Source organism: Rhizobium tropici CIAT 899, assembly GCF_000330885.1.
GTDB lineage: Bacteria > Pseudomonadota > Alphaproteobacteria > Rhizobiales > Rhizobiaceae > Rhizobium > Rhizobium tropici.
The window spans coordinates 1633901-1651653 of the sequence record NC_020059.1 but is presented as its reverse complement, the minus strand read 5'-3'; the positions used below and the strand labels follow the sequence as shown (position 1 = coordinate 1651653).

Genomic DNA, 17753 nt, shown 5'->3' with positions numbered 1-17753 from the left:
GCATCAAAGCGCCAAAATGGCGCTTTTCAAAATTCCGGCAAAACCAGCTTTGCTCATATCAGTGCGGCCGTGTCACCGGGCTCGGCGCATCCGGGTGGATTTCGGCGGCCATCAGGCCTTTTTCGCCCGGTCCGAAGCGGACGAGCACCACCTGCCCCGGCCGAAGCTCGGCGAGACCGAAGCGGCGCAGCGTTTCCATGTGCACGAAGATATCCTCCGTGCCCTCGCCGCGTGTCAGGAAGCCGAAGCCCTTGGTGCGGTTGAACCACTTGACCAGTGCGCGTTCAAGGCCGCTCGTCGCGGTCACCTGCACGTGTGTGCGGACAGGCGGCATCTGCGACGGATGTACGGCCGTCGATTGGTCCATGGAGAGGATCTTGAAAGCCTGATATCCGCGCTCCCGGCGCTGGATCAGCGCGACGATGCGGGTTCCTTCGAGAATCGTCTGATAACCGTCACGGCGCAGACACGTCACATGCAGCAATACATCCTGCATGCCATTGTCAGGCACGATAAAACCGAAGCCCTTGGCGACATCGAACCACTTGACGACGCCTGAGATTTCGATGAGCTCCACGGTATCGCCGGACATCTCCTCGAAGTCGACAACTCCCTTCGATGAAATTCTGTCACCCATCCTAGTCAGCCCTCGATTACGCGTCACACTGTTACGGTTAACTGATTCCCTGATATCAAGATTAACATCTTGGTAACGGAAAAGCGCAAGTCCTAGTTTTCGTTTATTCCCACCCTAAGATTATTGCTCCAAGACTTGCGCGAAGCTGGTGTCCCGATCGAAGATCCGCCCAGCTCAACATTAAGAGAGGAAATAGAATGCGTTATCTCCATACGATGGTCCGCGTCACCGATCTCGACGCCTCGTTGCATTTTTATAGCACCTTGTTCGGGCTTGTCGAAACTCGCCGCTACGAAAACGAGAAAGGTCGCTATACGCTCGTTTTCCTTGCGGCCGACGAGGACGCCGAATCGTCTCGCAGCAACGGCGCCCCCAGCCTGGAACTGACCTATAACTGGGACCCGGAAGAATATAGCGGAGGACGCAACTTCGGCCACCTCGCCTACGAGGTCGACGATATCTATGCGACCTGCCAGAAGCTGATGGACAACGGCATCACGATCAACCGCCCGCCCCGCGATGGTCACATGGCTTTCGTGCGCTCTCCGGACGGCATTTCGATCGAAATCCTGCAGAAGGGCGCCAATCTTCCCTCCGCCGAGCCCTGGGCTTCCATGGCCAATACCGGCTCCTGGTAAGGCCTAAGCTTTCGCGAGGCTTACGGCACGCGCGGAGCCATCCGTTTCGCGCTTGCCGCCCATGCCCATCCTCCGGCATGCTTGGACGACTCGAAGCATCATGCATCGGATATCGCGCGGTCATCGTTCCCAGTCGGCACGTGCGATATCATCGTCCCTCGCAGGAGGCCGTTCCGATGCAAACCTTTTTGCAGGGAACGTCCTATGTGCGATCAGCAGATTTTATACGGCAGAAAGAAGCTAGCAAGCACAATTGCCGTTCTTGCCTCATTTGTGATGATTGCGAGCTGCGCGACCACGGCCAAAAAGCCGACGGAGACATCGGACATCGCGCCCGCCGCGCAGCCGACGGCAGCGGAGCAGCTCGCGACCGATATGAACAACAGGGCCGATGCCCGGCGACGCAACGCCGACCTCGCCTATCGCGACCCGCTGGTACATAGCGTCAACGGCACGCGCCAGCAGATCGTCGCCCAGCAGAATCAGGCGCTCTATCCGGCGCCTGTGGAAACTCCCCCCGAGGGGCAAACCGGTATTGCCGGGCTGGTCACGCAGCCGACCGGCGTCAATGCGAGCAGAAGCAGCATATTTTCCGCACCGCCGCCTATTGCCGTCAATCCGGATGGGACGCTTGCCAAGGCTGGAGCCGACGGAGCCCAACCCATTACGCCGATGATGCGCAGTGTCTACAGCACGCCGCCGTCAGCAATGCCGACAACGGCTCCACCGGCGATGGATGCCGCCGCGCCGAACGGCCGCACCTCGGCAGACATGCTGCCGCCGCCCGTCATCCGCAATGCAACCTCACCGGCCGCGGGTTCGCCGCAGCCGATCGCCCAGGTAACGGCGTCCGGAGCGGCAGCCATGCCGACCCCAAATGTCCATGAGTTGAACGGCAGACAGGCCGCCGCCCTGGCGCAATTCATCGCCTCGAAGAACCAGCCGCAGAATGGCAAGCTGCTGGTGCAGCCGGTCCAAGGCGCGACAGGGCAATAAAGAGCCGACGTTTCCAGGGTTTCTTTATTGTCACTGACAAGAGCCTGTTAAGGCTCACTTATTCAGCGTCGGCGGTAGTTTCACCCATCTGTCATTTTTTCCACAAAAAAGCAAAATTGCCGCTTGCGGGAATGAAATCGCCCCGCTATAAGCGCGCCACACAACAGCTGAACGCGCCCTTCGTCTATCGGTTAGGACGACAGATTTTCATTCTGTAAAGAGGGGTTCGACTCCCCTAGGGCGTGCCACTGTTGTTCTTCCCCCATAGTCAATTCATTTAAGTTACCGCTTGCGGCCGCAATAGAGTATTCCTATTTACACCGCACAGCATGCGCCCTTCGTCTATCGGTTAGGACGACAGATTCTCATTCTGTAAAGAGGGGTTCGACTCCCCTAGGGCGTGCCAATCGCGCGGCTCGACGTTTTCCACAGTTCTCCGAAAAATTCTTCGCCTAGTCATGGATTTTTCTGCGATTTTTCTCGTTTTTCCGCTTGCGGGAATGAAAGGTGCTGACTATAAGGGCGCCACAGCACGCGCCCTTCGTCTATCGGTTAGGACGACAGATTTTCATTCTGTAAAGAGGGGTTCGACTCCCCTAGGGCGTGCCACTGCCTCTCCCCCTTAATTGATGTTTTTGCTCGATAAACGCTGTTATGCAGACGCGTATCTGGCGTGATCTGCGTTACGGAGCTTTCGCCGCATCCGTGATCCGCAGCTGCACGCGTCGGCTGCCTTGCCAGTGATCGGCACCGAGCGTGCCAGCGACGTGGATCTGTGCACCGCGCGACGACAGCAGCAGCTCACCCAAAGGCGTCTCCGCCGCGCGGAAGGCGATGCCATCCACTCGGCCGCCATCCTGTGCTTCGAGCGTGATCTTGATGTGCGACTGGCCGACAAGACGAGAATCGCGCAGGCGGTGGCTCGGAAGGGCGAAGACGGGCTGTGGATGGCCCGAGCCATAGGGACCGGCTGTCTCCAGCCTATCGATCAGCTCCACGGTCGCGCCGCTTGCGCCGAGCGCACCGTCGATCTTCAGGGTCTCGTTGGCAACAAGGCCGGCTACCTGTTTCTCCGCCTTCTCCGTAAAGAAGGCGCGCAGCTTGCCGAGATTGCTCCGTTCCACCGTCAGGCCGGCCGCCATGGCATGGCCGCCGCCCTTGACCAGCAGACCGGCATCGACGGCCGCGCGCACCATGCGACCCATATCGAAGCCGTTGATGGAGCGACCGGAGCCTGTACCCTTGCCCATCGGATCGAAGGCGATGGCAAAAGCCGGCCGGCGGAATTTGTCCTTGAGGCGCGATGCAATGAGGCCGACGATCCCCGGATGCCAGTTCTCGCGCGCCGTGACGATGACGGAGGCGCCGTCGCCATTGCCGTACTCCGCCAGCGCCTCGGCCTCCGCCTCCTGCAGCATGGCGGCCTCCATGGCCTGCCGCTCACGATTGAGCTCGTCGAGCTTCGCGGCGATGGTTTCCGCTTCGCCGCCGTCCTCCAGCGTCAGCAGGCGTGCGCCAAGAGCGGCATCGCCGATGCGGCCGCCGGCATTGATGCGCGGGCCAATCAGGAAGCCGAAGTGATAGGGTGTGACGGGACCATTGAGACCTGCTTTGCGAAACAGCGCTGCGAGCCCGAGATTGCCCTGATGGCGGGCGGCAATGAGCCCCTTGACGACATAGGCACGGTTGAGGCCTTTCAGCGGCACGACATCGCAGACGGTCGCAAGCGCAACAATATCGAGCCAGGCAAGCAGATCGATGGAGCGTACGCGGGAATCGCCGGCCTCGCGCAGCAGCCGCAGCGCCGCAACCAGAACCATGAAGACGACGCCGGCGGCACAGAGATGCCCCTGCCCCGACAGATCATCCTCACGGTTCGGATTGACCAGGGCATGACAATGCGGCAGCTCGTGCGCCACCTGATGGTGATCGATAACGACGACGTCGACATTGCGCGCCCTCGCCGCATCAAGCGATTCGAAGCTGGTGGAGCCGCAATCGACGGTCACGATCAGCGTCGCGCCATTGTCGATAAGCTGATTGATGGCTGTGGGATTGGGGCCGTAACCCTCAAAGATGCGATCGGGAATATAGATGCTGGCCGGAACGCCGAAATGGGCGAGGAAGCGATAGAGCAGCGCCGAGGAGGCCGCGCCATCGACATCGTAGTCGCCGAAGATCGCGACTGTCTCGCCCTTCCTGATGGCGTGCAGGAGGCGCTGTGCTGCCTTCTCGCAATCGGTCAGCAGATGCGGGTCCGGCATCAGGCCGCGGATCGTCGGGTCGAGGAAAGCCATGGCTTCGTCCTGCCCGACGCCGCGCCCTGCAAGCACGCGGGCAATCAGCTCCGGCAGGCCATGGGTCTGCGCAATGGCGAGCGCCCTGTTCTGGCCGGCCTGATCGAGCCTGGATACCCAGCGATTGCCTGATACCGAGCGCTCGACACCCAGAAATGCCCGCTGAACTGGATCGACCGGTTGCTCCACCATCTCTCCCGAAATTTGAGAGCGGCGTCCCTTTGAGGTACGCCGCCGCTACTGAGACTATTCTTTCGGACGCTCGATACGGATGACCTGCGGCTCGCCGACGAGATAGCCTTCGTTCTTGATCGAGGCAACCGCCTTGCGCACCGAATCCTCCGTCGTCGCGTGGGTGACGAGGATGATCGTCTGGTGATCGGATGGCGCCAGATGCTGCTTGGAGCGCTGCACGATCGATTCGAGCGAAATATGGTTTTCCGCCATACGGGTCGCGACGCTGGCAAAGACGCCGGTACGGTCAAGCACGGTCAGGCGGATGAAATAGCCGCCTTCATGGCTCTGCATCTGCGCCTTGCGGTAGGGCTCCAGCGCCTTGGCGGGGTGCCCCAGCACCGGGACACGCTGCTCGCCCGGCCGGCTCTTGGCGATATCGGCGATGTCGCCGAGCACGGAAGATGCGGTGGCATTGCCGCCGGCACCTGGGCCGACCATCAGCAGTTCGCCGAGAATATCGGATTCGATCGCCACGGCATTGGTGACACCATCGACCTGTGCGATGACTGAATCGAGCGGCACCATGGTCGGATGCACGCGCTGCTCGATGCCGCTTTCGGTGCGCTGGGCGACGCCGAGCAGCTTGATGCGGTAGCCGAGATCGGCGGCAGCGCGGATATCCTCGATGGAAACGTTGGTGATGCCCTCGAGGTAGATATCATCGGCCGCGATGCGGTTGCCGAAGGCAAGCGTCGTTAGGATGGCAAGCTTATGAGCCGTGTCATTGCCCTCGATGTCGAAAGCCGGGTCCGCCTCGGCATAGCCGAGACGCTGTGCCTCCTTGAGGCAATCGCTAAAGGACAGGCCTTCCTTCTCCATCCGGGTCAGGATGTAGTTGCAGGTGCCGTTCATGATGCCATAGACGCGGGAAATCGTATTGCCCGTCAGGGATTCGCGCAGGGCCTTGATGACCGGGATGCCACCGGCAACGGCTGCTTCGAAATTCAGCAGGGCACCCTTCTCTTCGGCGATCTGCGCGAGCTCGACACCGTGATAGGCAAGCAGCGCCTTGTTGGCGGTGACGACATGCAGGCCGCGTGCAAGCGCTGCGCGCACAGCTGCATTGGCCGCGCCCTCGGAACCGCCGATCAGCTCGACGAAGACGTCGATATCGGCCTTCTGCGCCAGATCGACCGGACCGCCAAACCATTCGATGCCCGTCAGATCGATGCCGCGATCCCGCGTGCGATCGCGCGCCGTGACGGCGACGATCTTGACGGGACGACCGCAGGTAACGGCAAGCTCGTTAGCGCGGCTCTGGATAATGCGGACAAGCGAGGCACCAACGGTACCCAAGCCCGCAATGCCGATTTTGAGGGCATCTGCCATGGAAAAATTCCTGATCAGTATTGGGACGGCAGCCGCGGAAACGGCTGCCGCACGATATTATGAACGATGAGCGTTCAGCGAAATGACATTGTGCATGGTTTCATCCGCGGTGGAGAGGAAGCGCTTCAGATTGCGCGCCGCCTGACGGATGCGATGCTCGTTTTCAACAAGCGCTATGCGCACGTAATCGTCGCCCTGCTCGCCGAAGCCGATGCCTGGAGCAACTGCGATGTCGGCTTTCTCGACCAGCAGCTTGGAAAACTCCAGCGAGCCGAGATGACGGAACTTTTCCGGGATCTTCGCCCAGGCAAACATCGTCGCGGCCGGCGGCGGCACGTCGAAGCCGGCCTTGCCGAAGCTGTCGACCAGAACGTCGCGACGGCGCTTGTAGATGTTGCGCACTTCGGCGATGTCGGAGCCGTCACCATTCAGCGCGTGGGTCGCCGCCACCTGGATCGGTGTGAAGGCGCCGTAATCAAGGTAGGACTTTACGCGCGTCAGCGCCGCGATCAGCCGCTCGTTGCCGACTGCGAAGCCCATGCGCCAGCCGGGCATGGAGAAGGTCTTCGACATCGAGGTGAACTCGACCGTCACATCCATGGCGCCCGGCACTTCCAGCACGGACGGCGGCGGCGCGTCGTCGAAGTAGATTTCCGAATAGGCGAGATCCGAAAGCACGATGATGTCGTGCTTCTTCGCAAAAGCGACGACTTCCTTGTAGAAATCGAGCGTCGCCACATAGGCCGTCGGGTTCGACGGATAGTTCAGGATGAGCGCGAGCGGCTTCGGGATCGAGTGGCGCACGGCCCGCTCCAGCGGCGGGAAGAAGCTATCATCCGGCTCGACCGGGATCGAGCGGATCACGCCGCCGGCCATCAGGAAGCCGAAAGCATGGATCGGATAGGTCGGGTTCGGGCAGAGGATCACGTCGCCAGGCGCCGTGATCGCCTGCGCCATATTGGCAAAGCCTTCCTTTGAGCCGAGGGTGGCGACCACCTGCGTATCGGGATTGAGCTTCACGCCGAAACGGCGGGCATAATAGGCGGCCTGCGCGCGGCGAAGGCCAGGAATGCCCTTGGAGGAGGAATAGCGATGCGTGCGCGGGTCCTGAACCACTTCGCACAGCTTATCGACGATGGCCTTGGGGGTGGGAAGATCTGGATTGCCCATGCCGAGGTCGATAATGTCCGCCCCGCCCGCTCGCGCGCTCGCTTTCAAACGATTGACCTGTTCGAAAACGTAGGGCGGCAAACGCCGGACTTTATGAAACTCTTCCATTTCTTTCCCCATGGGACAGCGGCCCTCAAAACCGCGCTGAAGTTCGTTGATCTCCCGGCCAGCCGCGATACGAACTTGGGACTCGCGGCGCCGTATTCATGCTATCTCGAAAGATAAGGTGAATCTTGGGCGCTTATGCACGCAAAATGCAACCCGCCCGTCAAGATACATCCAATTTCGGCCTATCCGAACGCTTTGCGTCCAAATCGCCTGAAACGCAAGGCTAATTCTGCGTTTGGGCAGGCTGCGTGCCGCTCTCTTTTTGAATTTCCTGCAGCGTATCCTGGCCATGTTCGGCAGCGAGCTTGCGCATTTCGGCGACGCGCTTCTGGTACTCGGCCTCCGAAATCGTGCCAGCCTTGCGCTGCGATCCGAGCGCGGTCAGCTGCTTGACCAGATCGCCCGCCTGCTGATCGTTGATCTGGACGTTTGCAGCGGTCGGCGGCGCGTTGAAGGAAGGATAGCCGTCCTTGTAATATTGCTGCGTGCTGGTTTCCACCACCGGCGTGCCCTTGGCGGGCTTTACGATGACAGCCTGAGGCGGCTGCTTGCGCTTGGCGAAGGCCGCCTTTTCCTCGGGCGTCGAGCAGCCCGCGAGCGTCAATGCGAGAATTCCGCACATTGCACCGCAGAGTACGGAATACCGGTTCAGTCTTGCCACCATGCCGCCGCCCATAATTGTCTTCCTGCGCTATTCCTTGCTGTGGGTTGCGACTGTTAAATTTGTCGCAGCAGCAAAGCAAGAGCAGGGTTGCGTTTCATTCGACTTGTATTCCTTTTCCCGCAAGATGTACAAATGGAAAACAAGACACGAGCTGCCGCCGGGAGGATGATGCGTGACCGACAGCAAGCGGGACAAGAATGAAGGTAATGGCGGCTTTCCCGGCTTTGATCCAAAGTCAGTCGAGCCTTACATCGTCAGGGATCCCGAAGCGATGGCCGTCAACTTTGCCCGTGCGCTGGAAAATCTCGGCAAGGCAGCCTCCGCCTGGCTTGCGCCACGCGAACGCGGCGAGAAGGTCGATGCGGTTGCCGATCCCTTCACCGACATGGTCAAGACACTCTCCAAGGTCGGTGAATACTGGCTTTCCGATCCCCGCCGGACGCTGGAGGCGCAGACTCATCTGCTTTCCGGCTATTTCGGCCTGTGGACGAAGACCATGCAGCGCCTCAGCGGTGATTCGTCAGCCGAAGCGGAACCCGTGAAAGACAGGCGCTTTGCCGACGAGGACTGGCAGACGAATCCTTTCTTCGACTTCCTGAAGCAGACCTATCTTCTGACATCGAACTGGGCGGAAAAGCTGGTCGGAGATGCGGAAGGACTGGACGAACACACGCGTCACAAGGCTGCGTTCTATACGAAACAGATCACAGCGGCCTTCTCGCCGACCAATTTCATTGCGACCAATCCGCAGGTCTACCGCGAGACCATCGCCTCCAATGCCGAGAACCTGGTACGCGGTATGAAGATGCTGGCGGAGGATATCAGTCTTGGCCACGGCGAGCTGCGGCTGCGGCAAACGGACATGACGAAATTCGCGGTCGGCCGCGATATGGCACTCACTCCGGGCAAGGTCATTGCGCAGAGCGATGTCTGCCAGGTGATCCAATATGAGCCGGCGACCGACAAGGTCTTGAAACGACCGCTGCTGATCTGCCCGCCCTGGATCAACAAATTCTACATTCTCGATCTCAACCCACAGAAATCCTTCATCAAATGGTGCGTGGAGCAGGGTCACACGGTCTTCGTGATCTCCTGGGTAAACCCGGACCATCGCCATGCGACGAAGGACTGGACCTCCTATGCCCGCGAGGGCATCGATTTCGCCCTGGAGGCGGTCGAAAAGGCAACGGGCGAGCAAGAGGTGAATGCTGTCGGATATTGCGTTGGCGGCACGCTGCTTGCAGCTACGCTTGCCCTCCATGCCAAGCAAAAGAACAAGCGCATCCGAACGGTAACCTTCCTAACGACGCAGGTCGATTTCACCTTTGCTGGCGATCTGAAGGTTTTCGTCGACGAGGAGCAGATTGCGGCACTCGAAGAGCAGATGAATGCGCTCGGCTATCTCGAAGGCTCGAAGATGGCGACGGCTTTCAACATGCTGCGCGCCTCCGAACTGATCTGGCCCTACTTCGTCAATAACTATCTGAAGGGACAGGAACCCCTACCCTTCGACCTCCTGTTCTGGAATGCCGATTCGACGCGCATGGCCGCGGCCAACCATTCATTTTACCTGCGCAACTGCTACCTCAACAATGCATTGAGCCAGGGCAAAATGGTGCTCGACGGCAAGACGCTGTCGCTGAAGGATGTGCGCATCCCCGTCTACAATCTGGCGACGCGCGAAGACCATATCGCGCCGGCCAAATCGGTCTTCGTCGGCAGCCAATGTTTCGGCGGTCCGGTGGAATTCGTGGTGACCGGCTCCGGTCACATTGCCGGTGTCGTCAACCCGCCCGACAAGCACAAATACCAGTTCTGGACAGGAGGCCCGTTGGGCGGCGACTATGAAGAATGGCTCGCCGAGGCAAAGGAAACGCATGGCTCCTGGTGGCCACATTGGCATGCCTGGATCCTCGCGCAAGACCATCGCATGACGGCTGCGCGCAAACCCGGCGGCAAGGCCCTCAATGCGCTGGAAGAGGCACCCGGCAGCTATGTCCTGGAGCGGGCGTAGGCAGTCGCCCGATTATGCAATTCCCTTCGCCTCTCGTCCCTGCCCGCCTGATTTCCCGCTACAAGCGCTTCCTCTTCGATGCCGAGCTGGAGGACGGCATCTTCATCACCGGCTCCTGCCCGAATACCGGCTCGATGCTCGGGCTGACGGCACCGGGCTCGCGAATCTGGCTTTCAGAGCACGAGGGCGCGAAGCGAAAATACCGTCATGTCTTCGAATTGATCGAAGCCGACGACACCACGGTCGGCGTCAATACCGCCATGCCAAACCGCATCGCAGCCGAGGCGATCGCGCTTGGGCAGGTCTCCGATCTCGGGGAGTATACGATGGTAAAACGCGAGCAGAATTACGGCCGCAACTCACGCATAGACCTGCTCTTGACCGACCCTTTGCGGACAACCACCTATGTCGAGGTGAAAAACGTCCATTTCATGCGGCAGCCTGGTCTTGCAGAATTCCCCGATACGGCGACGGCACGCGGCGCCAAGCATCTGGAAGAACTCGGCGATATGGCCGAGGCCGGCTACCGCGCCGTCATGTTGTTCGTGATCCAGCGTAATGATTGCCATCGCTTCCGCATCTGCGGTGATCTCGATCCGGTCTACGCCAAGGCTTACCATCGCGCTTTGGCGCGTGGCGTCGAAGTCTATGCGCTGAAATGCAGGGTTTCGCCGACGGAAATCGCGCCTGCCGGGTTGATCCCGATAGACGAACCCGGCATAGCTGCATTAGAACAGTTTAAGATCTCTACCGAAGGCTAGTCATGGTGAACTACATCGAAGCGGCAACGGCGCCAGCGAAAAATACGGGAGCTATCCGCATCTACGGAGAGGATGCCTTTGCCGGAATGCGCAAGGCTTGCCAGCTGACCGCGCGCTGCCTCGATGAACTTACCGCGATCGCCAAGCCCGGCGTCCCCACCGACGTCATCGACCGTTTCGTCTTCGAATTCGGCATGGATCACGGCGCTTATCCAGCGACGCTGAACTACCGCGGCTACATGAAATCCTCCTGCACGTCGATCAACCACGTCGTCTGCCATGGCATTCCCAATGACAAGCCGCTGCGCGAAGGCGATATCGTCAATATCGACGTGACCTATGTGTTGGATGGCTGGCACGGCGATTCCAGCCGCATGTATCCGGTCGGCGAAATCAAGCGCTCGGCCGAACGGCTTCTGGAGGTCACCTACGAATCCCTGATGCGCGGCATCGCCGCCGTCCGGCCGGGTGCCCGCACCGGCGCCATCGGCGAAGCGATCCAGACCTATGCCGAGGGCGAGCGCTGCTCGGTCGTGCGCGACTTCTGCGGCCACGGCGTCGGCAGCCTCTTCCATGACTCGCCGAACATCCTGCACTACGGCCGCGTCAATGACGGCCCGGAACTGCGCGAAGGCATGATCTTCACCATCGAGCCGATGATCAATCTCGGCAAGCCGCATGTGAAAGTGCTCGGCGATGGCTGGACGGCCGTCACCCGCGACCGTTCGCTCTCGGCACAGTACGAGCATACGGTCGGCGTCACTGCGACGGGCTGCGAGATCTTCACCCTGTCGCCCGGCGGCCTCGACCGCCCCGGCCTGCCGCCGCTGCATGGATAATTCATGGCGAAACGTCCCGCTTCTTCCAATGGACATGGTGACATGCCCCTCGAAAGAGGCGGGAAGCCGGAGACTTTGGAAGAGGCTCCGCTGCTCGACGAGCGGCTGTTCTTCCCCCAACAAACTGTCAAGCCGACCTCGCAGACCACCAGATCCGCCCCGATCGCCAAATCCGCGCCGGCCAATGTCGAAGCCCATTATCATGGTCACCGCGAACGGTTGCGCAATCGCTATCGCGACGGTGGCGACGCGGCGCTGGCCGATTATGAAATCCTCGAGCTGCTGCTCTTCCGGCTGATCCCGCGTCGCGACACGAAACCCATCGCCAAGGCCTTGCTCACCCGCTTCGGCACGCTCGGCGGCGTATTCGGCGCGCCGGTCGGCCTATTGACCGAGGTCAGCGGCGTCGGCGATGCGGTCGCGCTCGACCTGAAGCTGGTCGCGAGCGTCGCACAGCGGATGCTCAAGAGCGAGTTGACGGGTAAACCAGTGCTTTCCTCATGGAAATCGCTGATCGATTATTGTCATGCCGCGATGGCGCACGAAGCCCGCGAGCAATTCCGCCTACTGTTTCTCGACAAACGCAATGCCCTAATCGCCGACGAGGTGCAGGGCTTCGGCACCATCGATCACACGCCGGTCTATCCGCGCGAGGTCGTCAAACGCGCACTCGAACTCTCCGCCTCAGCGGTGATTTTGGTGCACAACCACCCGTCGGGAGACCCAACCCCATCCCGCGCCGATATCGACATGACCAAGACGATCATCGATACCGCCAAGCCCTTGGGCATCACGGTTCACGACCATGTTATCATTGGGAAAAACGGCCACGTCAGCTTCCGGGCATTGCGATTGATCTGAAATTGCCGAATGCTTCCTAAGATTTTTAGTTAAAAATAAAACTCAAATTTTTGATATATTTATATTTTTTTAAGACAGTAGACACTTCCGATTTTTCGAAGCGGCTGTGAATCGCCAATTCCCGTCAGTTACCATTTTTCAGTTCAGCGTCAGTATCATCTGGCAAAAGGATCGCGGCTATCGCAACGGCAAGCCTGCTGGCGGCAGCTGCTGTTTTGATTTGACCAATCCGCCTCAGTGGTCGACCCGATCCGGAGATCGCATGCAGAAGACATCGCCGACACCTGCCTCTCGCCTTCGCCGTTTTGGCCGTGGCGCATTCGTTGCCTCGATCGGTTTCGCGGCAATCGCCGGTGGCTTCTATGCTCACATGCTCTGGACGACGAATTTCCATCCGGTCATCGCCGGCGAGCTCTACCGCTCCTCACAGCCCTCGGCCAGCAACATCGCCGAGTTTCAGAAGCAATACGGTATCAAGACGATTATCAACCTGCGTGGCGACAATAGCGGGCACCATTGGTATGATACCGAAGTCGCTCAGGCGAAAGCGCTCAACATCGACCATATCGATTTCCACATGTCTTCGGGCCGCGAGCTGACACAGGAGCAGGCGGCCCAGCTTGTCGAGATCATGCGGAATGCGCCGAAGCCGATCCTCATTCATTGTCAGGCCGGAGCTGACAGAACCGGCCTAGCCTCGGCACTTTACCTTGCCGCCATTGCCAAAACGAATGAGGCTACCGCGGAGGGCCAGATGTCGATCATCTATGGTCACCTGCCGTTCTCCTTCACCCGTGCCTATGCCATGGACCGTACTTTTGAAAAGCTGGAACCCTGGCTGGGCCTTTCAGCGTCCTGAGCGCCAAACTTCCCGTTAGATAATCTGTAACATTGAGCCGCTACCGGTTGACGGAGTGCATGTTGCATTGCGACATTGATTCCCTATTCCAGTCATCCGAGGCTTCCCGATGGACCAATTCGATCTCCTAGTCGTGGGTAGCGGCCCTGCCGGCCGCAGAGGCGCTATCCAGGCCGCCAAACTCGGCAAGAAGGTGCTCGTCGTCGAGCAAGGCAAACGGGTCGGCGGCGTCTCGGTCCACACCGGTACCATCCCTTCGAAGACACTGCGCGAAACGGCGCTCAACCTTTCGGGTTGGCGAGAACGCGGCTTCTACGGCCGCGCCTATCGCGTCAAACAGGAAATCAGCGCCGAAGATCTGCGCCGCCGCCTGTTGATCACTCTCGACCACGAGGTCGAAGTGCTTGAGCATCAGTTCGCCCGCAATCGCGTCCAGCACATCAGAGGCAAGGCGAGCTTCGTCGATCCGCAGACGATGCAGATCGTCAAGGATGATGGCGAGGTCGTCACCGTATCCGCCGCCAGCATCCTGCTGGCAGTCGGCACCAAGCCCTTCCGTCCGGATTACATGCCGTTCGACAGCAGGACGGTTCTCGACAGCGACGAACTCCTCGATATCCAGGATCTGCCGCGATCGATGGTCGTCATCGGCGCAGGCGTCATCGGCATCGAATACGCCACAATCTTCAGTGCCCTCGACACGCAGGTGACGCTGATCGATCCGAAATCCACCATGCTCGATTTCATCGACAAGGAGATCGTCGAGGATTTCATCTATCAGCTGCGCGATCGCAACATGAAGCTGCTGCTCGGCCAAAAGGCCGAGAAGGTTGAGCGGCAGAACGGCAAGGTGGAGCTGACGCTCGACAATGGCCGCCGCCTCACTACGGACATGGTGCTCTTTGCCGCCGGCCGCATGGGTGCCACCGACACCCTTAATCTTGCCGCTGCTGGCCTCGAGGCCGATGCTCGCGGCCGCCTGAACGTCAATCCGGAGACTTTCGCAACCAAGGTCCCGCATATCTTTGCCGCGGGCGACGTCGTCGGCTTCCCGAGCCTTGCCTCCACCTCGATGGAACAGGGCCGCATCGCCGCCCGCGTCGCCGTCGGCGCGATCGCCAAGGAGCCGCCGAAATACTTCCCTTACGGCATCTATGCCGTGCCGGAGATTTCCACCTGCGGCCTGTCCGAAGAAGAGGTCAAGGAGCGGCATATCCCCTATGAATGCGGTATCGCCCGCTTCCGCGAGACCTCGCGCGGCCACATCATGGGCCTCGACACCGGCCTCTTGAAGATGATCTTCTCGCTGAAGACCCGCCGCCTGCTGGGCGTCCACATCGTCGGCGAAGGCGCGACCGAACTCGTCCACATCGGCCAGGCCGTACTGAACCTCAAGGGCACCGTCGAATATTTCGTCGAAAACACCTTCAACTATCCGACGCTCGCCGAAGCCTACAAGATCGCCGGCCTCGACGCCTGGAACCGCATGGGCGATATCAAGTCCGAGATTTGAGCGCGTCCGTGAAATCTCACCCTTGCTTGAGGCCGGTAGGCCTCACGCAAGGGCTTCGATCAGGGGCAGGACTTCGGCGAAGGAACCGACGCTATATTTCGGGGATGGCAGCGTGTCCGGCCAAGAAGTGCCGCCAGCGTAGAATACACCTCGTATTCCCGCCACCTCCGCACCCCTGACATCGGCCTCCGGATTGTCACCGACAAAAATGCAGCTTGCTGGGGCCACACCCAGCCGTTCAGCGGCAAGCTGAAAAATTCTCGCGTCCGGCTTACGCAGGCCGACATCCTCTGAAATGACCACGAGATCCACGGCATCTCTCAGTCGGGTGATCTCAATTTTTGCGGATTGAACGTCGCTATGGCCGTTGCTGATGATGGCCGTCTTCAAGCCGTGCCTGCGCAGCGCGGCAAGCATTTCCAGGGCGCCTATCGAGGGCCGCGCGAAATGTGGATAGCGCCTTTGAAAATCGGAAAGCAAGAGAACTCCGCAATCATCGCTCACACCGAGAGCAGCCACCAACCGCGGATAAAGCTTCTGTTTGTCGACGAGACCTTTCTTCTCCAAGGCAAAGAACGTTTCTTGAAAATTCTGAAAAGTGACGTCCTTCAGTTGATCTTCAAGCCGTTTGAATTGATCCGGCAGGAATGCCAGCAGGGCGGCGCGCCGATCGATAAGAGTTTCGTCCAGATCAAACATTGCCGCTTTAATCAAGTTCGGTCTCCTTCGCCCTTCATCGTGCTTCTGGATAGAGTCTATAACTCTGATGAGACATATCCATTGCCGACGATCGAGTTAGGCCGCAAGCGCCGCCTGAACCGCAAGGGCGATACCGAGCCGGACCAGGCAATATTGAGCATGGCGATGGTATCAAAAAGCTTTCATGGCATAAGCACAAAAAAAGCCCTGCCGCGAACGGCAGAGCTTCAATTTCAGTCGGAAAAAGAACCGATTACTCAGCGCTGTCTTCAGCAGCCTTCTTCTTCGGAGCGGCCTTCTTCTTCGGAGCAGCAGCTTCTTCGCCTTCGGCGGCAGCTTCGGTCGCTTCAGCCTTGGCAGCCTTCTTCTTCGGAGCAGCCTTCTTGGCAGCCGGCTTGTCTTCTTCTTCGTCGTCAGCCAGCAGCGCTTCCTTGGAAACGGTCTTGTCGGTGACGTTAACCTCGGTCAGCAGATGGTCGATGACCTTTTCTTCGAAGATCGGGGCGCGCAGGTTAGCGGAAGCGCCTGGCGTCTTACGGAAGAATTCCAGGATTTCCTTTTCCTGGCCCGGGAACTGCTGAAGCTGCGCGTAGAGAGCGCGCTGCAGTTCGTCTTCGCTGACTTCGACGCCGGCCTTCTCGCCAATTTCGGAGAGAACGAGGCCAAGGCGAACGCGACGCTCGGCAAGCTTGCGATACTCTTCGCGAGCCTTCTCCTCGGTGGTGTCTTCGTCTTCGAAGGTCTTGCCGGATTCGCCAAGATCGGCCTCGATCTGGCGCCAGATGCTGGCGAATTCAGCGTCGACGAGCTTTTGCGGCGTGTCGAACTGGTACATTTCGTCGAGCTGGTCGAGGATCTGACGCTTGACCTTCTGGCGAGTGACCGAACCGTACTGACTTTCGATCTGGCCGCGAACGATCTCCTTCAGGCGATCAGCCGATTCGAGGCCGAGCTTGGAAGCGAGTTCGTCGTTGATTTCGACTTCGCCAGGAGCTGCAACTTCCTTGACGTTGATGTCGAAGGTCGCTTCCTTGCCGGCGAGGTTCTTGGCCGGATAATCGGCCGGGAAGGTTACGGTGATGACCTTCTCATCGCCAGCCTTGAGGCCGACGAGCTGCTCTTCGAAGCCCGGGATGAAGCGGTTGGAGCCGAGAACGAGCTGTGCGTCCTCATCCTTGCCGCCGTCGAAGGCAACGCCGTCGACCTTGCCGAGATAATCGATGGTGACGCGGTCGCCGTTGGCGGCCTTGCCCTTCTTGGTCTCGTAGCTGCGGGCGCTTTCGGCGATCTTGAGGATCTGCTCGGTCACTTCGTCTTCGCCGATCTCGGCGACTTCGCGGGTGACCTTGATGCCGCTAACCGGCTTCAGTTCGATCGCCGGGATGACTTCGTAAGACAGCGTGAATTCGAAATCGGCCTCAGCGGAGAGGATCTTTTCTGCCTCGTCCTGGTCTTCCGTCATCGCGATTTCCGGCTGGGTGGCCGACTTTTCGCCGCGCTCGGTCAGGATCGCCGGTGGCTGGTCGCGAACGATTTCGTTGACGAGATCGGCCATGATCGACTTGCCGTAGACCTTCTTCAGGTGCGAGACTGGAACCTTGCCCGGACGGAAGCCGTTGATACGGACCTTGTCCTTGACCTCGGCCAGGCGCTCGTTCATGCGCACTTCCATGTCCTTGGCCGGGATGACCACCTTGATTTCGCGCTTCAGCCCTTCAGCGAGCGTTTCGATAACCTGCATTGTCCTACCTTCATTCATGGCGGCCGTGCCCAGCCTGCCGTTCGTTTCGATGAGCACGACGCCGGAAAATCCCGAGCGTGGCTTGGATGCAATTCTCTTTCACCTTGCAAGAGCGCCGCGCCTTCAAATGAACGCGCAAAAGGCAGCTCTATCCCATCACGAGCCAAAACATCTTATCCCCTTTCCTCATCGAAAGCGGGATGCTTTGGGCAAGATGCGCGTCCTGCGGCATATCGGAGGACAGGCTTGGTCGGCCTCCCCCCGTCCACAAGACAGTGTTGGTGCGGGTAGAGAGACTTGAACTCCCACGCCTTGCGGCACCAGAACCTAAATCTGGCGTGTCTACCAATTTCACCATACCCGCGTTCCCAAAACCGCATGGCGATGCCT

General features: G+C 59.6%; 15 protein-coding genes and 4 tRNA genes. 11 read left to right on the top strand and 8 right to left on the bottom strand.

Features of this window, described 5'->3' with window-relative positions:
* Positions 1–58 precede the first annotated feature (58 nt).
* Complete coding sequence (locus RTCIAT899_RS08035; protein WP_015339721.1) at positions 59–637, bottom strand: cold-shock protein; 579 nt, start codon at positions 635–637, stop codon at positions 59–61.
* Positions 638–834: 197 nt separating this feature from the next.
* Between RTCIAT899_RS08035 and RTCIAT899_RS08030 the strand changes: the two genes are divergently transcribed.
* The 5 genes from RTCIAT899_RS08030 to RTCIAT899_RS08010 all read left to right on the top strand — a co-directional run bounded on the left by RTCIAT899_RS08030 (position 835) and on the right by RTCIAT899_RS08010 (position 2880).
* A complete protein-coding gene (locus RTCIAT899_RS08030) occupies positions 835–1275 on the top strand; it encodes a VOC family protein (protein WP_015339720.1) in 441 nt (146 codons plus the stop codon).
* 204 nt (positions 1276–1479) lie between these two features.
* Entirely contained in the window at positions 1480–2271 is a 792-nt protein-coding gene (locus RTCIAT899_RS08025; RefSeq protein ID WP_015339719.1) for a hypothetical protein, read from the top strand.
* Between the two features lie 173 nt (positions 2272–2444).
* Positions 2445–2519: transfer RNA gene (locus RTCIAT899_RS08020), tRNA-Glu, on the top strand.
* A gap of 83 nt (positions 2520–2602) precedes the next feature.
* Positions 2603–2677 (top strand) — tRNA-Glu (locus tag RTCIAT899_RS08015).
* A 128-nt stretch (positions 2678–2805) separates the two neighbouring features.
* A tRNA-Glu gene (locus RTCIAT899_RS08010) sits at positions 2806–2880 on the top strand.
* Between the two features lie 74 nt (positions 2881–2954).
* Here the strand turns inward: RTCIAT899_RS08010 and recJ are convergent.
* The 4 genes from recJ to RTCIAT899_RS07990 form a co-directional block, all read right to left on the bottom strand.
* Complete coding sequence (gene recJ, locus RTCIAT899_RS08005) at positions 2955–4760, bottom strand: single-stranded-DNA-specific exonuclease RecJ (protein ID WP_041677387.1); 1806 nt, start codon at positions 4758–4760, stop codon at positions 2955–2957.
* Between the two features lie 54 nt (positions 4761–4814).
* Positions 4815–6134 carry a homoserine dehydrogenase gene (locus tag RTCIAT899_RS08000; RefSeq protein WP_015339717.1) on the bottom strand — a complete coding sequence of 440 codons (1320 nt, stop codon included), beginning with the start codon at positions 6132–6134 and terminating at the stop codon, positions 4815–4817.
* A 57-nt stretch (positions 6135–6191) separates the two neighbouring features.
* Positions 6192–7412 (bottom strand): LL-diaminopimelate aminotransferase, encoded by a 1221-nt coding sequence (locus RTCIAT899_RS07995; protein ID WP_015339716.1) that lies wholly within the window; start codon positions 7410–7412, stop codon positions 6192–6194.
* 223 nt (positions 7413–7635) lie between these two features.
* Positions 7636–8088: a hypothetical protein gene (locus RTCIAT899_RS07990; protein ID WP_015339715.1), complete on the bottom strand. Its 453-nt coding sequence runs from the start codon at positions 8086–8088 to the stop codon at positions 7636–7638.
* Between the two features lie 160 nt (positions 8089–8248).
* Between RTCIAT899_RS07990 and RTCIAT899_RS07985 the strand changes: the two genes are divergently transcribed.
* From RTCIAT899_RS07985 to sthA, 6 genes are all read left to right on the top strand, one after another.
* A complete protein-coding gene (locus tag RTCIAT899_RS07985; RefSeq protein WP_015339714.1) occupies positions 8249–10090 on the top strand; it encodes a PHA/PHB synthase family protein in 1842 nt (613 codons plus the stop codon).
* Positions 10091–10104: 14 nt separating this feature from the next.
* Positions 10105–10851, top strand: a complete 747-nt coding sequence (gene sfsA / locus RTCIAT899_RS07980) for a DNA/RNA nuclease SfsA (RefSeq protein ID WP_015339713.1) — start codon at positions 10105–10107, stop codon at positions 10849–10851.
* A 2-nt stretch (positions 10852–10853) separates the two neighbouring features.
* The gene (map, locus tag RTCIAT899_RS07975; RefSeq protein ID WP_015339712.1) at positions 10854–11690 is read left to right on the top strand and encodes a type I methionyl aminopeptidase; all 837 of its coding nucleotides are present in this window, start codon (positions 10854–10856) and stop codon (positions 11688–11690) included.
* Positions 11691–11732: 42 nt separating this feature from the next.
* Complete coding sequence (radC, locus tag RTCIAT899_RS07970) at positions 11733–12551, top strand: RadC family protein (RefSeq protein WP_085999197.1); 819 nt, start codon at positions 11733–11735, stop codon at positions 12549–12551.
* A 262-nt stretch (positions 12552–12813) separates the two neighbouring features.
* On the top strand, positions 12814–13410 hold the full coding sequence (locus RTCIAT899_RS07965) for a dual specificity protein phosphatase family protein (protein ID WP_041677865.1): 597 nt from the start codon (positions 12814–12816) through the stop codon (positions 13408–13410).
* Between the two features lie 109 nt (positions 13411–13519).
* On the top strand, positions 13520–14923 hold the full coding sequence (gene sthA, locus RTCIAT899_RS07960; protein ID WP_015339709.1) for a Si-specific NAD(P)(+) transhydrogenase: 1404 nt from the start codon (positions 13520–13522) through the stop codon (positions 14921–14923).
* A 42-nt stretch (positions 14924–14965) separates the two neighbouring features.
* On the opposite strand, the gene RTCIAT899_RS07955 is transcribed toward sthA, so the two are convergent.
* From RTCIAT899_RS07955 to RTCIAT899_RS07945, 3 genes are all read right to left on the bottom strand, one after another.
* Positions 14966–15637: an HAD family hydrolase gene (locus RTCIAT899_RS07955; RefSeq protein WP_015339708.1), complete on the bottom strand. Its 672-nt coding sequence runs from the start codon at positions 15635–15637 to the stop codon at positions 14966–14968.
* Between the two features lie 238 nt (positions 15638–15875).
* Entirely contained in the window at positions 15876–17363 is a 1488-nt protein-coding gene (gene tig / locus RTCIAT899_RS07950; protein ID WP_015339707.1) for a trigger factor, read from the bottom strand.
* A gap of 279 nt (positions 17364–17642) precedes the next feature.
* Positions 17643–17727 (bottom strand) — tRNA-Leu (locus tag RTCIAT899_RS07945).
* Between the last annotated feature and the right edge of the window lie 26 nt (positions 17728–17753).